Annotated in this window: 14 protein-coding genes and 4 pseudogenes; 6 read left to right on the top strand and 12 right to left on the bottom strand. The window is 45.8% G+C overall.

The genetic code is table 11. The features are described 5' to 3' along the window. Window positions 1-59: 59 nt before the first annotated feature. The 3 genes and pseudogenes from TZ48_RS01865 to TZ48_RS01855 all read right to left on the bottom strand — a co-directional run bounded on the left by TZ48_RS01865 (window position 60) and on the right by TZ48_RS01855 (window position 1309). Window positions 60-502: pseudogene (locus TZ48_RS01865) on the bottom strand (DUF6691 family protein). Between the two features lie 9 nt (window positions 503-511). Continuing rightward, window positions 512-928 (bottom strand): YeeE/YedE family protein, encoded by a 417-nt coding sequence (locus tag TZ48_RS01860; protein WP_112478043.1) that lies wholly within the window; start codon window positions 926-928, stop codon window positions 512-514. Between the two features lie 102 nt (window positions 929-1030). Then, window positions 1031-1309, bottom strand: a complete 279-nt coding sequence (locus tag TZ48_RS01855) for an ArsR/SmtB family transcription factor (protein ID WP_112478084.1) — start codon at window positions 1307-1309, stop codon at window positions 1031-1033. A gap of 208 nt (window positions 1310-1517) precedes the next feature. On the opposite strand from TZ48_RS01855, the pseudogene TZ48_RS01850 reads away from it, so the two are divergent. Further along, window positions 1518-3190 (top strand): annotated as a pseudogene (locus TZ48_RS01850) (FAD-dependent oxidoreductase). Window positions 3191-3270: 80 nt separating this feature from the next. On the opposite strand, the gene TZ48_RS01845 reads toward TZ48_RS01850, so the two are convergent. The 6 genes and pseudogenes from TZ48_RS01845 to TZ48_RS01820 form a co-directional block, all read right to left on the bottom strand. Beyond that, window positions 3271-3642: a cytochrome b562 gene (locus TZ48_RS01845; protein ID WP_112478083.1), complete on the bottom strand. Its 372-nt coding sequence runs from the start codon at window positions 3640-3642 to the stop codon at window positions 3271-3273. 189 nt (window positions 3643-3831) lie between these two features. Beyond that, window positions 3832-4575: a phosphatase gene (locus TZ48_RS01840; protein ID WP_112478042.1), complete on the bottom strand. Its 744-nt coding sequence runs from the start codon at window positions 4573-4575 to the stop codon at window positions 3832-3834. Window positions 4576-4682: 107 nt separating this feature from the next. After that, window positions 4683-5198: pseudogene (locus tag TZ48_RS01835) on the bottom strand (RNA-binding S4 domain-containing protein). A gap of 122 nt (window positions 5199-5320) precedes the next feature. Then, a complete protein-coding gene (locus TZ48_RS01830) occupies window positions 5321-5638 on the bottom strand; it encodes a hypothetical protein (RefSeq protein WP_112478041.1) in 318 nt (105 codons plus the stop codon). A 186-nt stretch (window positions 5639-5824) separates the two neighbouring features. Beyond that, a pseudogene (locus TZ48_RS01825) lies at window positions 5825-7968 on the bottom strand (LruC domain-containing protein). A 115-nt stretch (window positions 7969-8083) separates the two neighbouring features. Next, entirely contained in the window at window positions 8084-9034 is a 951-nt protein-coding gene (locus tag TZ48_RS01820; protein WP_239670656.1) for a DMT family transporter, read from the bottom strand. Between the two features lie 116 nt (window positions 9035-9150). On the opposite strand from TZ48_RS01820, the gene TZ48_RS01815 reads away from it, so the two are divergent. Next, window positions 9151-10053 (top strand): LysR substrate-binding domain-containing protein, encoded by a 903-nt coding sequence (locus TZ48_RS01815; protein ID WP_112478039.1) that lies wholly within the window; start codon window positions 9151-9153, stop codon window positions 10051-10053. 41 nt (window positions 10054-10094) lie between these two features. On the opposite strand, the gene TZ48_RS01810 is transcribed toward TZ48_RS01815, so the two are convergent. From TZ48_RS01810 to TZ48_RS01800, 3 genes are read right to left on the bottom strand one after another with little or no spacing between them, the layout of a single operon-like run. After that, window positions 10095-12002, bottom strand: coding sequence for a diguanylate cyclase domain-containing protein (locus TZ48_RS01810; protein ID WP_112478038.1), 1908 nt, complete (start codon window positions 12000-12002; stop codon window positions 10095-10097). 2 nt (window positions 12003-12004) lie between these two features. Then, window positions 12005-12502: a YfiR family protein gene (locus TZ48_RS01805; RefSeq protein ID WP_162674451.1), complete on the bottom strand. Its 498-nt coding sequence runs from the start codon at window positions 12500-12502 to the stop codon at window positions 12005-12007. Between the two features lie 26 nt (window positions 12503-12528). Beyond that, on the bottom strand, window positions 12529-14679 hold the full coding sequence (locus tag TZ48_RS01800; RefSeq protein ID WP_162674450.1) for a TonB-dependent receptor plug domain-containing protein: 2151 nt from the start codon (window positions 14677-14679) through the stop codon (window positions 12529-12531). A 273-nt stretch (window positions 14680-14952) separates the two neighbouring features. On the opposite strand from TZ48_RS01800, the gene ylqF reads away from it, so the two are divergent. From ylqF to TZ48_RS01780, 4 genes are all read left to right on the top strand, one after another. Continuing rightward, the gene (gene ylqF, locus TZ48_RS01795; protein WP_112478036.1) at window positions 14953-15891 is read left to right on the top strand and encodes a ribosome biogenesis GTPase YlqF; all 939 of its coding nucleotides are present in this window, start codon (window positions 14953-14955) and stop codon (window positions 15889-15891) included. Window positions 15892-16055: 164 nt separating this feature from the next. Further along, on the top strand, window positions 16056-18230 hold the full coding sequence (yccS, locus tag TZ48_RS01790) for a YccS family putative transporter (RefSeq protein WP_112478081.1): 2175 nt from the start codon (window positions 16056-16058) through the stop codon (window positions 18228-18230). 217 nt (window positions 18231-18447) lie between these two features. Next, the gene (locus tag TZ48_RS24610) at window positions 18448-18609 is read left to right on the top strand and encodes a hypothetical protein (RefSeq protein WP_239670655.1); all 162 of its coding nucleotides are present in this window, start codon (window positions 18448-18450) and stop codon (window positions 18607-18609) included. Window positions 18610-18800: 191 nt separating this feature from the next. After that, on the top strand, window positions 18801-20060 hold the full coding sequence (locus tag TZ48_RS01780; RefSeq protein ID WP_112478034.1) for a hydroxymethylglutaryl-CoA reductase: 1260 nt from the start codon (window positions 18801-18803) through the stop codon (window positions 20058-20060). The last annotated feature ends 32 nt before the right edge of the window (window positions 20061-20092 follow it).

Raw genomic sequence — 20092 nt, 5'->3', positions numbered from 1 at the left:
GCAACCGAGCTTTAAATTTCCACTTTATTTCAGAAAGTTATTCGTCGTAGTTTGTAACACTACGATTGCTTTGCCATCGCGACTTGTGTTTTTTTGCTTAGCAACACATCACCAATCAACATGCCCACAAGCATCGCAAGAACAAAGCCAACCACCCCAATGTTACCGTTGGCGATGGATGAGATAGCAGGTCCAGGACATATACCCGCAATACCCCAACCCAAACCAAATAGTGCAGAACCGCTTAGCAATTGAACATCGACTTTCTTGTTTTCAGTCAAACAGAACTGATCCGTACACACTGGCTCTGGTTTTCGGCGGATAATCAACCAATAGCTTGGCGCGAATACCAGAAGTGCTCCCCCATCACAAACGCAAGGTCTGGAGACCATTGGCCGAAGATATCGAGAAATGCCATCACATTAGCCGGATCGCCCATACCGGAAACGATCATACCCGCACCAAACAAAAAACCACTAATCAAAGCAATAATACGAAACATGGTCTTCTCCTAAAGTACGTGTAGCATAATTGTCGTGGTCGCCATTGCCACGGCCATAAATGTCATGGTCGCCGCAATAGAACGTTTCGACAAACGCCCCATGCCACAAATACCATGCCCACTGGTACAACCGTTGCCCAGTTTAGTACCAATACCCACGATTAAACCTGCAATGAGTACAAGCGGCGTCGGCACCACCATCGCTGCGGGTTCGATATTGAGCACTTTGGCGACAACAACACCACCTAAGATCATGCCCAATACAAACAGAACGCGCCAGCTGGTGTCGCCTTTACGACCTTTGTAAATACGTCCAACAATGCCACTAATGCCGGCAATTTTGCCGTTAAACATCAGTAACAAGGTTGCCGATACACCTAACAGCATACCGCCGAGCAGAGACGCCCAAGGGAAGGAAAATTCCATAACTACCTCTTTGAATTTCAAACTTAAAATTGATTTAAGTTGCAAAATTCATCCAAAAATTTTGCAAGTTAAACCAGCTACAGCTAGAAAGTAAGAGGACTCTTAATGACAGTAGAGACTATGAAGTTGCTGTATAAGCCCAACAACGCGATCGTCTTTGAGTGCGTAGTAAACGTGTTGCGACTCTTTTCGAGATGTCACCAAGTCCGCTTTTTTCAGCACAGACAAATGCTGAGAAAACGCCGATTGGCTTAAATTGGAATTTGCTTGTAGTTGTCCAGCTCCCTGTTCACCTTCAACTAGTTGGCACAACACGAACAAGCGATCCGGATGGGCGAGTGTTTTAAGCACTTCCGCTACATCCACTGCGCGATCTTTCATTTGCAGTAAATTCACTTTGTTACCTCTGTGTGTTGATTTGATGTCGTCATTATCCACACACCCATTAAATTAGTCAATACTTAATTAGCCAAACTATATTTAGTTTAAAATATATTAGACAAAGCTAATTATAGTGTTTATAGTGGCTGTCATTCACGATTAACATGCATCTTTGGACAAGTATCCAAGATAAGTAATGAGGTAAGGTATGACTAAGATCGTAATTGTAGGTGGTGTGGCTGGTGGTGCTTCTGCGGCTGCTCGTGCTCGTCGTTTAAGCGAAGACGCTGAAATTATTATGTTGGAGCGTGGACCGTTTGTATCGTTCGCAAACTGTGGCCTTCCTTATCACATTGGTGGTGACATTAAAGACCGCTCAAAGCTCCTGCTACAAACACCTGAAAGCTTCCTAGCTCGATTTAATGTCGATGTACGTGTGATGAACGAAGTGGTATCCATTAACCGTGCTGACAAAACAGTCACTATCAAGAACCTTATTGATAATAGCGAGTATACCGAATCTTACGACTTTCTACTGCTAAGCCCAGGCGCTGCGCCATTCATCCCTGCGATCCCTGGTGTTGACAACCCACTGACCCATTCATTGCGTAACATTCCTGACATGGATCGCATTATCCAGACGATTCAGACCAACAAGCCAAAGCACGCAACGGTTGTTGGTGGCGGTTTCATTGGACTAGAAATGATGGAAGCTTCCATCAGCTTGGTATTAAAACCACACTGATTGAAATGGCGGATCAAGTGATGACGCCAGTAGATAAAGAGATGGCGGGATTTGCACACGCTGAGATCAAACAGCGCGGCATTGACCTTCGTCTAGGCGCAGCACTGGAATCTGTCGATTTCACTCCGTCGGCGCAAAGTGCGGATGGCAATACCGGTGAATTGACTTTATCACTGAACAACGGTGAAACATTGACGACCGAACTGCTGATCATGTCTATTGGTGTTCGTCCAGAAACTAAACTGGCAAAAGAAGCCGGCCTGCAACTTGGCGAGCTGGGCGGTATTTATACCAACGCCAGCATGCAAACCAGCGACCCTTCAATCTTTGCCGTCGGTGATGCGATTGAAGATACTGACTTTGTCACAGGCAAATCCGGCTTTGTTCCTTTAGCAGGACCTGCGAACCGCCAAGGTCGCATGGCTGCAGACAACATGCTTGGCCGCTCTGAAACTTATCAAGGCACGCAAGGTACGTCGATTGTTAAGATCTTCGATCTCGCCGTCGCTTCTGTCGGTAAAAACGAGAAGGTTCTGAAACGTGAAGGCATTGCCTACGAAAAAGTCTACGTGCACACAGCAAGCCATGCGGGTTACTACCCAGGTGCGGAGATTGTGTCTTTAAAAATGTTGTTCAGTCCTGAAACAGGTAAGATCCTAGGCGCGCAAGCCGCGGGTAAAGATGGTGTCGATAAGCGCATCGACGTTCTGGCAGTCGCACAGCGCGCTGGTATGACGGTTGAGCAGCTTCAACACTTAGAACTTACCTATGCGCCACCGTACGGCAGTGCGAAAGATGTGATCAACCAAGCAGCGTTTGTCGCGAACAACATCCTTAAAGGTGATGCAACGCCAATCCACTTCGACGAGATTGATAACCTGACAGAAGATCAGATCCTGCTCGACGTTCGTAACCCTGGCGAACTTGAAAACGTGGGCTTTATTGAGGGTGCGATTAACATCCCTGTTGACCAACTGCGTGGTCGCATGAATGAGCTACCGAAAGACAAAGAGATTGTGATCTACTGTCAAGTAGGTTTACGCGGTAACGTGGCGTATCGCCAGCTTGTCAATAGTGGTTTCAAGGCTCGTAACTTGATTGGTGGCTACCGCACCTACAAGTTTGCGCAAGCTTAATCATCAGTCGAACATTATTTAACTCGACGTAAAAAGGAGCACTTCGGTGCTCCTTTTCAATTGGTATAAGTGCTACTCATTTAACCAAATAGCTTCTTCCAAATACTCGGGTTGCGCTTGTCGTGATATTCAAGACGTAGGCTATCGACTTCACGCAAAGACTCCTTAGCCGCCTCTAAGTCGCCCTTTTTAAGCTCCGCATCGACATTGTCGATTGCTAGCGAAAGTTTTTTGAAGCCTTCTAAGTAAAGATCGGCTTTTTCAGGTGGGTAATCGCCTTGTTTTGAATCGGCAATCAATTGATCAAGCTCGGCAATCGGTGTTTGCATCGCTTCTACAGTCTGCGCTTCTGCGGCCTGCTTGAAGGCGAGCTTCATCGCTTGCATGTTCTTCTTAAGATCAACACCACCTGACGCCATTACTGATGTAGAGATAGCAAAGCATAGCGTCATAAGACTAACAAGTTGTAGTGGTTTGGCGAGCGTTTTGGTTTTTATAAGCGCTGTCGTTGTCATTCTATATCCTTTTGAAAGCAAAAGACCCCAGCTTCCTGAGGTCTTGGCTATTGTACTCGAAGTTCCTGCAACAACGGGATAAAAAATTGCATCAAAACATGTAACGTTTACGCTACACCGCTTTGCTTATAAATCGCTGAACTCAGCGATAGGCTCTCGGCCTCTAAGCGCTAAGAAGTCGAGAAATTGGCGTGCAGACGCGGTAATGATTTTCTCTACCGGCATTTCTACTTCAACTAGGAGTTTGCGCGTCAGTTCGAACTCACCGATTGTGTCATAGAAGTGAGAGTCACTCCCGGTCGTAATATACCCGCCTGCCGCTTTCACTGCTCTGGCAATCTCATAACAACGGTCAACACTCCCTACTCGGCTATGTCCCTTAAGTGTTGAATTATTAATCTCAATGGCAACATGATGCTCCGCAGCGCACTTTGCTACGGCCTCGAAGTCAAAGTCAAAGTTTGGGTTTCCCAAATGACCTAACGCATCGATATTGCCACTTTTAATCACGTTGATAAGTGCTTCGGTATGTTCTTCTTTACTCGTCGGTTTGAACACAGGCTCATGAAAACTGCCAATGATCCAGTCGAGCGCTTTGTATGACGTAGGGTTGACGTCAATTTCGCCCTGAGTATTCAGAATATTGGCTTCAATACCACGAATGATTGCCACACCAGAAAGAAACCTAGGGATCACTCGTTGGTTTGAGAAAAACCAAAAGTGGGGAGCACCGGGCATGGTTTCTGCGTGATCCGTAGTACATAGAATTTCCAATCCATTGGCCTTTGCTGCCTGAGCATTCTCGGTAATGGTGCTGTAAGCATGACCGCTGGCGTAGGTATGCGTGTGTGTATCAACCACAAACTTCATTCTTCTCTCCTCGATAAACCGATACTCTTATGAGTATCGGTCATTGATATTGCAGTTTTGTTCTAGATCCTTTTAAACTCAGCGCTACGAGTAATGACAGTGCGTAACTAGAAGAAATCGATGGAACCGCGTCCGCTATTCGGGTCTTTACTGCCTTTTTGGTTCGATTTGCTTGAGTTGGATTTGTTCGACTTATTGGCTTTTGACGACGATTGACCAGGCTTGTTGGACTTCGCCTTTTTGTTCTTTTTGTTTGTCTTGTTGCGGCTTGCTCTGTTTCGACTGCGCCGCTTTTGGCTCAGGCTTGTTCGCTACCTTTGCCTCTTCTGGCTCAGTCGGCGGCTGATCGCAAACGACAACGTAATATTCTTGGTTGAACTCAAAGAAGTCACCATCGTACATTTTGCGGCGCTTGCGTGTTTCCAGCTCACCATTTACCGCAACATAACCCTCAGCAATAAAGTGTTTCGCTTCACCACCACCGCCCACTAAGTTAGCCACTTTGAACAGTTTATATAACTCAATGGGATGACTTGAGACTTCAATTCCGATGCTTCAATTTCGATCTCTTCGCCTTCTTGATCGTCAAATTCTTCGGGCTCGTTTAGGTATTCTTGATTCATTGTCTTTATCGCTTGTGGCTTTTTGTGCATTGTACTGCCTTGGCTATCGACAAGCTATTAAAAAGCCTCGCTGTGGCGAGGCTTTTTGCGCTGTACTGATATGTTGCGTATTTAATACGGATTTACCATGTTAACTTTTCGCTAGAGGCCGTCACTAACTTCTTCACAGGGTCGTTGCCATCGTACGTCCATATCTCGACTAAAAACGATCCTACATGTTCTGCAGCATTGAAGTTTAGTTCTGCCTTGCCGTTTCGTAGTGCTTGCGAAGCGACTTTACTTTCGTAGTTAGGTTCTAACTCACCCGATGCCTTTTCGCTAAACTCTGTATAGACCGAAACAAACGCTCTGCCATTGACATCGTTGGTCGCATCAACCAAAAGTGAATAAGCCTCTATTGGTCGATAGTCAAAATCGTCAGGAATCGATAAATCTTCCATCGTTCTCTCTGTGACCGCAACCGGTGTTGGTGCTGGAGCCGGTGTTGGCGCTGGGGCTGGTGTCGCCGCAGGAGGCGGACTGATACGCTGCCACCAGAATCGCTACCGCCACCGCCGCCTCCACAGCCTACTAACAGTCCAAGAGAAATTATTGAGGTTACAGTAAGTGCTTTCATGATATTTCTCCTATGGGATGTAGCATTTGTCAGGGGTTGCGAATTGCGACTCAAACCAGTTTTGCGCTTGCTCACCGCTCGATTCTGCGTAGGTTGCGTACTGTGGATACGCCGCTAACAGATCCGTGTTTTCCGTTGGCCATAGCCATTCGTCGTTAACCATGATTGCCCAAGGTAAGTTTTCAGCTGTTTTGAAATAGGTGTTGGTTGAAGCGTTACTGACATCTCGTCCAAGACCTGCAAATAGTTCCGCGTCGAATTGCTCAGTGGGTTCGTAGTTTGGTAAGTGGACTTCCCATTTTCTTCCTGGCTGGAAGTAGCCGGCACCATGGTAATAGTCTGGTGTTGCAAAGATAAACGGGTCATACGGCATCGACATCAACGATGAGGTATTTGTGCCCTCTTTAATGTTGACGTGAAGCGTGAAATTGAGTTGTACATCTTCTGCGCCACATGACATCAACGTACGGTGGAAGTCACAGCTATCCAGTTTATAGACTGACGTATCTTCACTAATCACAAAAATCGCTTCATTTGATATCTGTTCTAAACCGCTGGTCTCAGACAGAACGTCATTTTTGATCAAACGACTGGTATCAGTATCAATGTCGCTACGGTTAAGCCCTTTTAGACGTATCGCAAACCCATTATGGTAAGAAGCACCGACTGCTCCTAAATAGCCGTCAATTTTGGACTTAACGACATTACCATCTCGAAGGATTTCTGTGATGCGATAGCTAACAACCACATCATTCATGTCGTAGTCAGCGGTATAAGGCCAGTTGTCCTCAAAAGCAACGGTCGTATAGTCTGTTGCGTTCGGGTAGTAGCGAACTGACAAGCCCTCACCTGTTACTGTCAATGGATGATCCTCTACCTCACCAGTAGCAGCACCGCCAAAGTAATCTAGCCCTTGCTGTTGACTGAAACGGAAGCGGCTCCAAGTGGTTCCAATGTAGGCTGCTGCATCGACAGTAAACACTAAATTGTTGTTACCGGCTTGCAACTGTGTATCGGTAAACACTTGTTCACCCTCATCGGCAAAATCTCCATCTTGGTTCCAGTCAAACCATGCAGACAGGTAGCCGTTGGTGGAAGCATTAACAGTGACAATACTGTCCAAACCGGGTTCAATCGCCGTAACAAAGCCAACGCCGTTTTCGTCGTCAAGCCCGGTTTCATCATCTGCTAAGTTATCAGCACGACCATCTTGCTCACCGTCTGGCTCTGCATCGCCTAACCAAGTTATGCCGTCAAGCCCATGCCTTGGACCATTGTCTGCAAGTTTGGTTAGGTATGAAGTAGGTGCGTCACCAAAGTCAATTTGCGAGTCTTCATCAACACAGGAGCGTTGGCACAGCGGGCGCCATCATTTTGACTGGAGTTAGGCCCGTCTGCGAATTTGACCGCAGGTACGATCCCGTTCTCTATATTTGACGCATTCCCTGGAGACAGGTCGATACGGTAAATCTGGCCATCTTGATTTCGTGACACGTAGTAGTATCCATCAACATCAAAATACCCCGCACCAAAGGTGCCCGTTTCACCGGTGTCACCGATATAAGTCTCTTGTCCGGTCTCTGGGTTGAAAGAGTACAATGCGCCGGAGCTGTTATCGATACCGTAAAGCTTGCCATCGCTTGGGTGAAAAGCAAAATCCGTTAAGTTAACCACAGACCGTGTCGTCACTCGGTTTACGGTAAGAGTCGCATTGGCATCAGTATCCAATGGTGTGAGGTCGACAGTAAAGAGGCCTTTGTTTTTACGATAAAGGTAATAAACACTCTCGTACACATCTCCGACAAAAAAGGTGTGATCGGTAGGCAATCCTGTCGTGTTGAGCACTTCCGCCTGAAAATCTTGACCAAGTCGAACCAAACGTTTGTTGGTGGTATCGTAACCATAAATATAGCGAGCGTTGAAATCAAAACCGACACCGTTGATGTTGGCATTTATACCGGTATCTGCCTGCAATAGACTTGTTGAGCCTGTTACTAGGTTTACCCCGTACACTTTTACTGGCGTAGATTGAAAAAGGTAAGCTTTACTCGGACAAGTATCAAAAGGCGCTGCCTGAACGCTTGTCGCAAGTAGCGTAGCAGCAATGCTGCCTCCGATCCCTGTTAGTCTTTTTACGTTATTTGTGAGTACCATGAGTTTGTCCCTTTGCTGATGGCTTAACTCTATGGATACAAAACACATGCCAAAATAATATAACCTAAATATCAATCACTTATATTATTGTGTATGTTAATTTTTAATATGAGAATCAATTTGAACTGCTTGATGAAGATGTCGGTTCAATTGGGCGATGAAAGGCACCGAATAATACAGGCCAGAGAGCGGGTATGAGATTACCAAATACGATCAATCCAATGCCTAGCAGCTGCATTGAGGTAAATGGTGTATCAAACAATGTAAACTGGAAAAGGGCGGTAAAGAGCAAATTGGTATAAATGAGCGGCGCAACTTGAGTATTGGTCGCAGCAGACTTATAGGCTTGATATCGACACACCTGTGTATTAATTATCATCAAGGTGAGTAGCAAAACTGCCGACATCACTGGCAAATCGTTTGGTAACTCTAGAGGTATCGACGAAGGTATGCCTGCCGTAGCGTAATAGCCGACAGCAACGGGTATCAACAACAACCCAGCAAGTAAAAACGTCCAAGCATTATTCTCAGTGCCTGACATCTCTCCTTTGGAAGCGCGATGTAAACTGAGCTGGGAACCTGCGTTAAATACGCCCGCCATTAACCCAATAGCGAGTTCTGGTTTTAGAGTAAACCCTTGTGTATCTCCAGCAAGAAAAACGACGCCTACAAAGGTAAGAAACAGCGCTATAAGAGTTTGCTTCGAAAGAGGAACTCGGAACAGCAACTTTTCAAACAGCGCAATGAACAGTGGCCCGGTACCGAATAACACGACGCCTTCGATTAAAGACAATTTCCCTAACGCGTAGATAAAGCAAAACTGACAGGCTGCTATACAAAAAGCACGAATCAATAATACGCGTCGCATTGACTCTGGAGGCGTGCGAATACCTTGAAATGTAAGAAAAGCAAACAATAGCAGCGCAGGCGTCCAAAACCGTAACAACGCCAGTTCAACAGCAACAAATTGGGTGGATAAGTATTGGGTCACCAATCCTGTTACCGCTAAACTGAGTGTTGAAGAAAGCATGAAAATGCTCGCTTTGTGATGTTGACTGACTCTCACATTATCCCTTACTACTGTTTGTTAACTTATTGGCATTGTAGTGAGGAGCATCACTGAAGAATAGCGAGTTTTTGTTAACTATACTGTAAGTATAACTTACATATATGAATAGCATAATGAAGCAACATGTCGCGTTAAAATCACTTTATTCGTTCGTCGCTGTCGCGGAATTAGGAAGTATGACGATGGCGGCTGAACGGCTTTTTGTCAGTCACTCCGCTATCAGTCAAGCAATCAAAAGCTTGGAGACCCAGCTCGATACTAAGCTGTTTCACCGAGTTGGACGCAAGGTATCACTCACTCGTGAGGGAAAAGCGTACTATCGAGACGTGGCTCCTGCGCTCGAGAAAATCGTGCGAGCGAGTGAAAACCTGCTAAAGCATAAGCACGATAAGCGGTTAACCATTAACATGGTGAACTCCCTCGCGCTCCATTGGTGGATCCCTCGCGTCGAAAATCTACAGCAAGCGCTCCCAAACCTTGATACCAGAATCTCTAATCTAATAGGGCCGTTCGACTTAGAACGAGAAGGTGTGGATGTCGCAATCGTCCATGGCAAGATTGATGATTGGCAACAGTACTACTGTGAAAAACTGGGGGATGACGAGTTAGTTATGGTCTGCAGCCCTAGCCTTTTAGAGATGCTACCTTCTGATGATTTAGCCACACTTGTCAGTGATAACCCAATCATCTGGGTAACCAATGACCGGCGTAAACACGACTGGGAGGTTTGGAGTCAAGCCCATGCACTTTCGATTCCAAACTCCCCTCGCTCACTGACGTTCAATGCGTCAGTTCAAGCGATCCACGCTGCCATTCGCAGCTTAGGTCTCTTGGTGACTCATCGACTATTTATCAAAGACGAAGTAGACAACCAGTTACTCGTCGAAGTGGGTAAAGCGGTGGTAAACCCCCACCAAGAATACTACTTCGCCTGCCCACCTGAGAAACTTAAGCTAGAGAGTACATTGGCACTGAGAGGTTGGCTTAAATCAGAGTTCGCCAACAGCGAGCAATAAGACGCTACAGTTAAACGTCTTATTGCCGCATTACGTTCTCGTTATACTGCTTCAGCTAAGTAGTATTGGTTTTTGCCTGCTCTTTTGGCGTGGTACATAGCTTGATCTGCTGCCGTAACGACCAGTGTTAGCGGTGTCTTAGACTCTTTCTTCCATGACACTACACCAATGCTCGCCGAAACATGACAGTGATGGCCATCAATAACAATCGGTGTTTTCAACAGATAGAGCAGTCGCTCAAGGTGCACATCAAGCTTTCCATCTTCTTCAAGGCCAATTAAAAACTCGTCACCAGATAAGCGAGACACCAATGACTGCGCAGGCGCTCCTTCTTTGAGCCTATTGGCGACAATCCTCAACAATTCATCTCCCGTCGCGTGTCCATATTTATCATTAATCGCTTTAAATCCATCTAGGTCGATAAACAGTACCCACTGGTCACGATGAGCCATATGCTTATCTTTTAGTATCTGAAGAGCGGCCGTTCGATTGCTTAATCCCGTTAATACATCATGACTTACTTGGTAGTTGAGTCGCTGAAGTTCTTGTTCATGCGTCAGGTCTCGGAGTGTCACCAAGATCGCTTCAACCCTGCCTTTTTGAGACTTGAGTGCTCTCACCTGCACGTGGCAAGGAATTCGCTTTCCAGTAAGAAGATCAATATCGATATGGTTTTCAATTCGCTCTTTGACTAACAACCGTTTTATGTCATTCCGTGATAAGCGATCTTTGCTCTGCAACTTAATCTCGGTAAAGGATTGAATAGATCCAAACCAGTTTCCCGCCGCAGAGTTCATCATTGACACCATGCCATGGCGATCCAACACCAACATGGCATCCATGTTTTGTTCAAACACCAGTTCAATGAGTGATCTGCGCTGCTCGCTAACGTAGCGATCCGTAAAATCCTCAAATTGCACTAATGTGTGGGCTTCAGACTCTAATGGGTGACAACTCACCCTATAGCGGCGATCAGAATGATGCTGATGAAGCTCTACCGACTCTACGACATTCTGATGAGTAATCGCACTGACTATGTTGTCGATACCAGCTCTTGGGTTAAATCGACTTTCCAATAGTGTTCTCGCATCTCTGCTCATTTTCAGTTCTTGAATCTGATTGTCAGCGAATGGATTGCTATAGATAACATCAAGGCTCGGCGAAACCACCAAGATACCTTTTTCCATTACGTCTAGTGCACGAATAATGTATCGGTTTTTACCTTCTAGCTGTTCCAAAGCTTTACTTAGTTCTCGCTCTCTATCAACAAGGCTTGCCACCATCACATTGAAACAAGTCGTCAGTTTTCCGAGTTCATCATTTTGATTTACTGGTAACTCTCGTTGACGTATCCCCTCCTCAATCACTTGTTGCATTGATTGGTGCAATGAGTTTAGCGGCATAACGATTAGAGAGTGCATGACTTTTGCAAAGCGCCATGCGAACAGGGAGAGAAGCAAAGACGTTGAAAACAGCACAATCCACATTTGTCGTTGCTCTAGCATCAATCTTTCGTGTGAAACCCAAACCCGGAGTTCGCCTAGGTTTTCCTCTCCAAGACGTATTGTCTGAGTTTGACTTTCAAAAGCGATATCGTCACACCGCACAGAGTCAAACTGCCAATGGCATCCCTTTGGTAGACGCAAGATCTTAGCAAGTTCATTGACTTCAACGTCATTGACAACGGCGGCTAAGATATCTGGGTCAAATGACAGGTTCGAAAGCTGCTCTTCGGCAGATAGGCTATCGTCGAACATCATTGCAGCTTGCAAAGTATTCGCAACACCCTGAGTCAAAATGGTCACACGCGTTTCGAGCGCCCTTTTTTGATAGTGGGTCAAAATTAGGATCGTAGTCACACCTACAATGAACACCAAAAAGGTCGAAATAAGCCAAGTCGGCAATATCATTTTGTATCGCAAAGGCAGCGAAGCAATCCGAGTGATCATTACTATTTTTCCTCTGCCAGTTCCGAAATCGCCAATAGTTGTGCGCGAAGACGAACACCCGATTTTTCTACGTTGTGCTGCGATATCAATGGTTTGATTCGGTTATTTACTTTAATGAACGCCAACATGCCTCCTAGTGACACAAACTGAACGCCAGTGCCTATCGTCAGGGCGTATGGGTAGCGCTTTGCTAACTCAACAACATGCTCACGATCTTGTCCATCAACATACAAAATATGGCAAATCTCTGTCTGTGACTTATCACTTTGCGACAGGTCGACGAAACGAGCGGATGACGATTTACTCGCGATTATTTGTGACAAGTAATCCCCTATCGAAGATTCTCGAGTAATACAGTAATGCGTGACTTTGCCTGTCGCTGCGGTTGGCCAATCCGCAAGCATAGGAAAGCGGTATAGATACACAGCTTTAAGCTGGTCATCGCTCACCGCCGCCCATGCACGGCTTGGCTCCCAACCAAGCCATAGAATAGTTATCAATAGAAGTCGCCAACTAAACCTGCACTTCACCATCGATGCTCACCTTGAGCATCCCAATAGCGCCATTCAACTTGTAACCAATATTGGGTATCGTTTTGAAAAGGCCCATACGCTTGAGGGTATTCATAGTTTTCATAGGCGCCCAAGTTTTCAACGGTGGCGGTGATGCGAGGCCATTGACGAGAATGTTGCCAGCTAAGCGCTAGGTCAAGATTCACGACACGTGGCCAACCATTTTGCTCAACCGTCCCTACATGACTCGGCACACTCGTGGCCGACACATATTGCAAAGCACTACTTACCCACCACTGCGATGAGATATCCCAAATAGCCTGAGCGTTGAAAAAATGATTAGGCTGATTTTCTAAGGCCTTTGCTACCGCAGAGTTGGACTGACAAATGCTTCCACTACAGTAGCCAAGGATCTTTTTATAGCTATAGTTTGCATTGAGCTGGAGGTTTGAAATAGGTTGCCATTTTGCAGACACCTCACCACCATACGTTCGAGTCCACAGCGGATCGACATATTCCGAGGTGTACTGCTCAAAGACAGTTCCCACACTACCTTCAGATGCGCCACCTGGTATCACCCACTGTTGTGCGCCAGTACCTGCGTAGGCGCGAATATTTTCGTGAATGCTATAAAAACCATTAAGGTTCAACTGCAGCTTTTCATCGTGCCAAAAGCGATATCCGGCTTCTAGGGTGTCGACCGTCTCCACCTTAAGCTGGTTATTGCCTTTGTAGATGTAGCTATAGTAGTAATCGTAATGATTCCCGTCACTGAACAGGGCATTTTCAACATAACCGTTTTGTCGGAAAGTGGTTGAACGCTCCAAACGTGACGGCGTCACCACAGCAGAGCCCCAACCCGCCCAGAGAGTTTGGTTGTCCGCCAATTTGTAGTTCAGACGAACTTGAGGCTGAGCATAGGTATCATCCGTTATGTTATGGTATTGCCAACGGTTCCCTAACATTAGCGTGGCTGAATCGGTCACAGGAATGGTCCAGTTAGCGTAAATACCATAGCTCTGATTTAAATAACTTGGTTTGTCTGCAGAGCGTAGATATGGCGCAGTCACTTCATCATATCGAGAATACTGATGGAAACGTTCTTGAATCAAACGAACATTGCCACCAATCATGAGCTGTGTGCCCCACAGGTCATCAAACAAGTAGCGGCTGTCCAAATCAAAACGTACAAAATGGGCGTTTCTATCTGGGCCATCGTTATCGCTATAAGTTAACCATAGATCACTTTCTATGCGGTCATTGTTGGCTCTCTCATAGATATGCGAGCCACCGGCAAACCACTCTTGTGCGATCATTTTCTGTTCATAATAATCGTGCGCTGGACGCTGTGGAAAAAACAAATGAGGATGGTAATTAGCCCATAAATAATCTTCTTCAGATCGAATACCACCAGCTTGCAGATTGAGCGTATGATTTAAAAACTGATAATCAAAACGAGCACCAAATCGACCCGTCACGACATTGTAATGCTGTTGAGATTGCACTTTGTCTTCGGTACTCGCCCATGGTTTATGCTCCAAGTATTCAGCGTAACCGCTAATATGCGATGAATCGCCGACTTGACCGCCATGATGCAGCTTTACTTCTTTGTAACCATAGTTACCGAAACTGGCAGACACTTTTCCTTTGGGTGCGTTTTCTGCATCCAGAGTAATAATATTGATCACTCCATTAACCGCATTGCCGCCCCAGATGGTGCCTACTGGACCTAACACCACTTCAATTTGAGCAATGTTATCCATACTGACAGGAATAAGATCCCAGTCGACACCAGAGAACATCGCATTGAGTACGCTTCTTCCGTCTACCATGACGAGTAAACTATTGGTTAGCGCTTGATTCGAGCTGCGGGCAGAAATGCCCCAGTCATAATTCGAGAATTTAGCTACGTGCAAACCTGGCGCTAAGGCGAGAGCATCAGCAACTGAGCGTGCACCCGAACGATTTATCTCTTTCGCGGTTATGACATAAACAGCAGCAGGCGTATCGGCTAGGCTTTGAGTGCTTCGAGTGCTAGACATCACTTTGGTTTCTGCGAGGGATGCTAGTGGCATATCCAATAGTGACATAAGATCTTCATTCGCCAACGCTGAAGAAGCAATAAAACTACATAAAAACAGACGGTTATGGAAAGGCAAACGCATTTAACAACTCTACAAACGACAACACTGGTCACTAAAGGTACGAAAAGTTGTCTTTAGTGATATGGATTCCAACTATTATATCGACGCTAAGCTATTGGTTTTTAGGAAATTTATTTTGTCGTTACAACAAAAAATGCTTATTTAAAGGGCGATATTCGCTCGAATAACTGGGATAAATACCCTCTGAATAGACGATTAAATGCTTGATAGGCTTTACTATCTGCCTCAAGCTCCTACAATGTGCACAAATTTCAAAGTTAAAGGTTTTCATACATGTCTATTCAATGGTTTCCAGGCCACATGCACAAGGCTCGCAAAGAGATCGAAGAAGTCATCCCACAAGTAGATGTCATTATCGAAGTTCTTGATGCTCGTATCCCATTTAGTAGTGAAAACCCTATGATCTCTGAGCTACGCGGTGATAAACCGGTAGTGAAAGTTCTTAATAAACGCGATCTTGCTGACCCAGAAAAAACAGAATTGTGGATAGCTCATCTCGAAAAAGAGCAAGGTGTTAAAGCGATGGCTATCACGACATCTAATCCGCAAGAGGTCAATAAAATCCTTGAGTTATGTCGTAAACTCGCTCCTCATCGCGAAGAGATTGGCAAAAATATTCGCACCATGATCATGGGGATCCCGAATGTAGGCAAATCGACCATTATCAACACTTTAGCTCGTCGTACCATTGCAGTTACAGGCAACCAACCAGCCGTCACTCGCCGCCAACAGAGAATTAACCTACAAAACGGCATTGTTTTGTCTGACACTCCTGGGATCTTATGGCCAAAAGTAGAAAACCCACACAGTGGTTTTCGTTTGGCAGCGACGGGCGCTGTAAAAGACACTGCCATTGAATATGACGAAGTCGCGTTTTATACCGTTGAATACCTCGCAGAGTTCTACCCAGAACGCCTAAAAGAGCGTTACCAAATCGACGAAGAACTTCCTGAGTCTGATCTAGAGATTATGGAGCTTATTGGCCGAAAACGCGGCGCACTGCAATCGGGCGGCCGAGTGAACCTACACAAAGCCTCTGAGATCCTACTTCATGAACTTCGCAATGGCACGTTGGGTCAACTCACGCTTGAACTACCAGAAATGATCACCAAAGAGCTGGTGGAAGTGGAACTTGAAGCAGCCCGTAAAGCCGAAGAGAAAGCGAAGAAAAAAGAAGAACGCCGTAAGCGTTACTTGAAAAACAAGCGTTAAGATTTAGCACTCACGTATATTAAGGCAAGCTCAATGCCAAAGCTTACAATTAAGATAGCTTTGGCATTTGTGTTTATGACTCTGCAAATCACCTCAACCAACCTCACCACTACCACTAAGTTTCTGTTAAGATAACGCTTCTTATCACTTACACTGTGTCAATTGTGAGCATTCTTGGTCAACTTCGCCTTCTATGGGCCAACAAAACATTTAATTACAGCGTCCTTATGCTGTTTGCGCTGCTCGGCGTGGTCATTCCCGCCTGGTATTTAGAGCAGCAGACTTGGGTTACCCCGCTAATTCTTGGTGTCATTGCGGCTGCACTGGCTGAAAGTGACGATAGCTTCACTGGCCGATTGAAAGCGCTCATCATCACGATGATCTGTTTCGCCATTGCCTCATTTTCAATCGAGCTATTATTTAATACACCTTGGCTTTTTGCTGCGGGTCTGTTTGTTTCGACCTTAGGTTTTGTACTTTTGGGTGCCATCGGTCCGAGATATACCAGTATTGCTTTTGGCTCTTTGTTGGTGGCTATCTACACCATGTTAGGGGCAAGCGAGAGTAGTGATTTATGGACGCAGCCCACACTACTGTTAGGCGGTGCCTCTTGGTATTACCTCGTTTCGTTGGTTTGGAACAGCCTTTGGCCATTACAGCCGGTACAACAGAGCCTCTCGAATGTGTTTAATGAACTGAGTTTGTATTTGGACGCGAAGCGAAATCTGTTTCATCCAACACGAAACCTCATCCCTCAGCCGCATCGACTGAAAGAAGCAAGCCTGAATGCTTGTACCGTTTATGCGCTCAATGAGTGTAAAACAACACTGCTTAATCGCTCGAAACGCGGCCATGTTGACGGGCCAAGCGATCGCTTTTTACAAGTTTACTTTATCGCTCAGGATATCCATGAGCGAGTGAGTTCCAGTCACTATCGTTATCAAGAGCTAGCGAGTGCCTTTTCCCACTCAGATGTGCTATTTCGCTTTAAGCATTTGCTTGAAATGCAATCCATCGCCTGTAAGAACATCGCGCACGCTCTGAAACTTGGTAACAAGTACTCTCACAGTAATGATTCACTTAACGCACTGGTTGAGCTTCAAGACTCTATCGAGTATTTAGAGACACAAAATCGTCCAGAGTGGAAACCATTATTGGTACAGATCCACTACCTATTCAATAATCTAGCGACCGTTGAGAAGCTACTCAGCAATGTGAGTAACCCTGACATCGTCAACCAAGATGACAACGTGCTTGACGATACCAACGCTCACACCCCACTCGCCATGTGGCGGAGAGTAAAGTCTAGCTTAACGTTAGACTCGTTGTTGCTTCGCCATGCTATCCGTCTGTCTTGTGCACTAACCTTGGGTTACGGGATCATTCAGTTTTTCGAACTCGAACGTGGTTACTGGATCCTGCTAACCACATTGTTTGTCTGTCAACCAAACTACAGCGCAACACGGCAAAAGCTCACCGCTCGAATTGCTGGTACGGTCGTCGGCCTTCTGGTTGGAGTGCCTTTGCTTACCCTATTTCCATCCACAGAGAGCCAACTGGTACTTCTGGTCATTTCTGGCGTGATGTTCTTTGCGTTTCGACTCAATAATTACGGCTATGCGACTGGCTTTATCACCGTCTTGGTTCTGCTTTGTTTCCATCAACTTGGAGAAGGGTACGCGGTAGTGCTACCACGTTTAATGGATACGCTGATAGGCTGCGCATTGGCTGTTTGTGCTGTGTACTTCATACTTCCGGACTGGGAGTCTAAACGTTTGTCGAAAATCATGGTCTCGGCACTTAAAACCAATCGCCTGTATTTGCTGCAAATCATTGGCCAATATCGAGTCGGTAAGAAAGATGATTTAAGCTACAGAATCGCGAGACGCGATGCTCACAATGCGGATGCAAACCTCTCCAAAGCCATCTCAAATATGCTGGCTGAACCGGATCGTTATCAACTGGATACCGATGAGTGCTTTCGCTTTTTGACACTCAATCATGCCCTTCTGAGTTACATCTCAGCATTGGGAGCGCATCGTCAGCGTCTTGACGATGAATCAATTCACTTATTGGTACTTGAGGCGCATCGCAGCATCAACCAACATATTGAAATCATTGAAGCAAACCTATCGGGGACAGCAAGTGATGCAACTCACACCACCGTCGATCAGTTTGATATCCATAGACGACTATCAGAATGGCGAGACGAAGACGATCGTTCTGCGCGAATGGTATTGCAACAGTTGCATTTGATCTATCGAATGCTACCCGAGCTACAGACCTTGTCGACACACCTCAAGCCCGAACAGCTCGCCCAAGCTAACCAAGAAGGTTAACTCAGCAGTGAACGTCATGTTACTGCAGTCTTTGCATTGACATGACGTAGTTAACCAACCTATTGACGCCCTCTTACATTTCTCGGACAAAATTCACAAAATGAATTTATAGAATACTCAGTATAGCGACTCATCATTGATGATCGAAAGGAACTCAAGCCGCTTTTGTATAAGAGACAACCACGATCAAACAAACTGCGTCAATACGGGTGATACTATGCCAACACAGCAATTTGAAAAACTCAAAGAACAGCTAAAACAGCTATCACCCCAGCAACTCAAAGCCCTGCAAGGTGAAATCAGCTCACAGCTACAGCCAAACTCAGATAACTTACTGAGCGAAGAAGAGTTAACTGCGCTATCACAACTGTTTCGTTAAGCCCTGTCACCGCTGTTTCGTGAAAAATAGAGCGGTTTAGCACATTGCCCCACAACTATGTCCTACGCTGACAGTTGTCGGTTCAAAATGCGTACGTCTGTAATATGATGTCACAGAACTTTTCCACCATACCTTGTATCTCTGGTCTATGTGGGTAGAATCCCCGTTCAAACTGACTGACAAACATCGACATGCCAAAAGTAAATCTTCACAAGCGTGACTACCTAAACAATTTAGGTGACGAGCTCGCAATGTCTGAGTTCGAACAAAAACTCACGCCCAAGTTTGAATCCCCTACCAAAAGGGTGAATCGCAGTCCTTATCTCACTCAGCGCAACGTCGACTACCGTTGGAAAACCCTAGACAATCCTAGTGCACAAGCTGAGCTTTTTGATGCTCATACTGAATCGCAAATGCAAGCTTACGAAAAAAACATCGAGTTTTTTGTTGGCACCCTAAAGATGCCAGTAGGTACCGCTGGTCCCTTGCGAGTCAATGGCCTTTTTGCACAAGGTGATTATCAAGTCCCACTCGCGACGACAGAAGCAGCGCTTGTGGCGTCGTACAATCGTGGGGCAAACTTGATTACTGCCTGCGGTGGTGCCAGTGCAATGCTATTAAATGAAGGTGTGACCCGAACGCCTGGATTTGCATTCAAATCACTCATTGAAGCGGGTCAATTTGTTGCTTGGTTAGTGACTCAGTTCGACCACTTCAAAACGCTCGCAGAATCGACGACTTCTCACGGTAAACTTAGCGATGTTAGCGTTAATATCGAGGGTAATCATGTCTATTTGGTGTTTGAATACTTAACCGGTGATGCCTCTGGTCAAAATATGGTGACCATTGCAACCAACGTAGTGTTTGACTATATCTTGACCAATACACCTATCGAACCAGACTATGCATTTTTGGACGGCAACTTATCCGGTGACAAAAAAGCAAACTCGCAAACGTTACGCAGTGTTCGCGGCAAGAAAGTGACTGCTGAAGTGACCATTCCAGCGGAATTGGTTGAGAAGTATCTGCACACCACGCCAAAAAAGATGGCTCAATTTGGTCAAATGACTACGGTCGGTGGCGCGCTTAGCGGCACGATTGGCATCAATGCCCATTATGCCAATGCGTTAGCAGCTCTCTATATTGCTTGTGGTCAAGATGCAGCGTGCGTTGCGGAGTCAGCAATCGGTATGACCCGTATGGAAGTCACTGAAAAAGGTGAACTCTACGCGAGTGTGACTCTACCTAATTTGATGGTTGGAACCGTTGGCGGCGGCACTGGACTACCAAGCCAAAAAGCGTGCTTGGATCTACTCGGTTTGCACGGCTCTGGCCAATCACAAGCATTGGCAGAAGTAGCAGCGACGCTTTGCTTAGCTGGAGAGCTCTCTATTGTTGGTGCTTTCTGCGCAGGCCACTTCTCTCGCGCCCACCACAAATTAGCGAGATAACGTATTCTCAAGCAGTGAACAGAAAAAAGGAT

This window comes from Vibrio variabilis (genome assembly GCF_003263785.1).
GTDB classification, from domain to species: Bacteria; Pseudomonadota; Gammaproteobacteria; order Enterobacterales; family Vibrionaceae; genus Vibrio; species Vibrio variabilis.
Note: the sequence above shows the minus strand (reverse complement) of the source record. Positions and strands in the feature narration are given on the sequence as shown.

Coding starts and splice junctions, on each gene's coding strand:
- TZ48_RS01860 (WP_112478043.1), bottom strand. CDS start 928: ATGGAATTTTCCTTCCCTTGGGCGTCTCTGCTCGGCGGTATGCTGTTA.
- TZ48_RS01855 (WP_112478084.1), bottom strand. CDS start 1,309: ATGAAAGATCGCGCAGTGGATGTAGCGGAAGTGCTTAAAACACTCGCC.
- TZ48_RS01845 (WP_112478083.1), bottom strand. CDS start 3,642: ATGACGCTATGCTTTGCTATCTCTACATCAGTAATGGCGTCAGGTGGT.
- TZ48_RS01840 (WP_112478042.1), bottom strand. CDS start 4,575: ATGAAGTTTGTGGTTGATACACACACGCATACCTACGCCAGCGGTCAT.
- TZ48_RS01830 (WP_112478041.1), bottom strand. CDS start 5,638: ATGGAAGATTTATCGATTCCTGACGATTTTGACTATCGACCAATAGAG.
- TZ48_RS01815 (WP_112478039.1), top strand. CDS start 9,151: ATGAAGCAACATGTCGCGTTAAAATCACTTTATTCGTTCGTCGCTGTC.
- TZ48_RS01810 (WP_112478038.1), bottom strand. CDS start 12,002: ATGATCACTCGGATTGCTTCGCTGCCTTTGCGATACAAAATGATATTG.
- TZ48_RS01800 (WP_162674450.1), bottom strand. CDS start 14,679: ATGCGTTTGCCTTTCCATAACCGTCTGTTTTTATGTAGTTTTATTGCT.
- ylqF (WP_112478036.1), top strand. CDS start 14,953: ATGTCTATTCAATGGTTTCCAGGCCACATGCACAAGGCTCGCAAAGAG.
- TZ48_RS24610 (WP_239670655.1), top strand. CDS start 18,448: ATGCCAACACAGCAATTTGAAAAACTCAAAGAACAGCTAAAACAGCTA.
- TZ48_RS01780 (WP_112478034.1), top strand. CDS start 18,801: ATGCCAAAAGTAAATCTTCACAAGCGTGACTACCTAAACAATTTAGGT.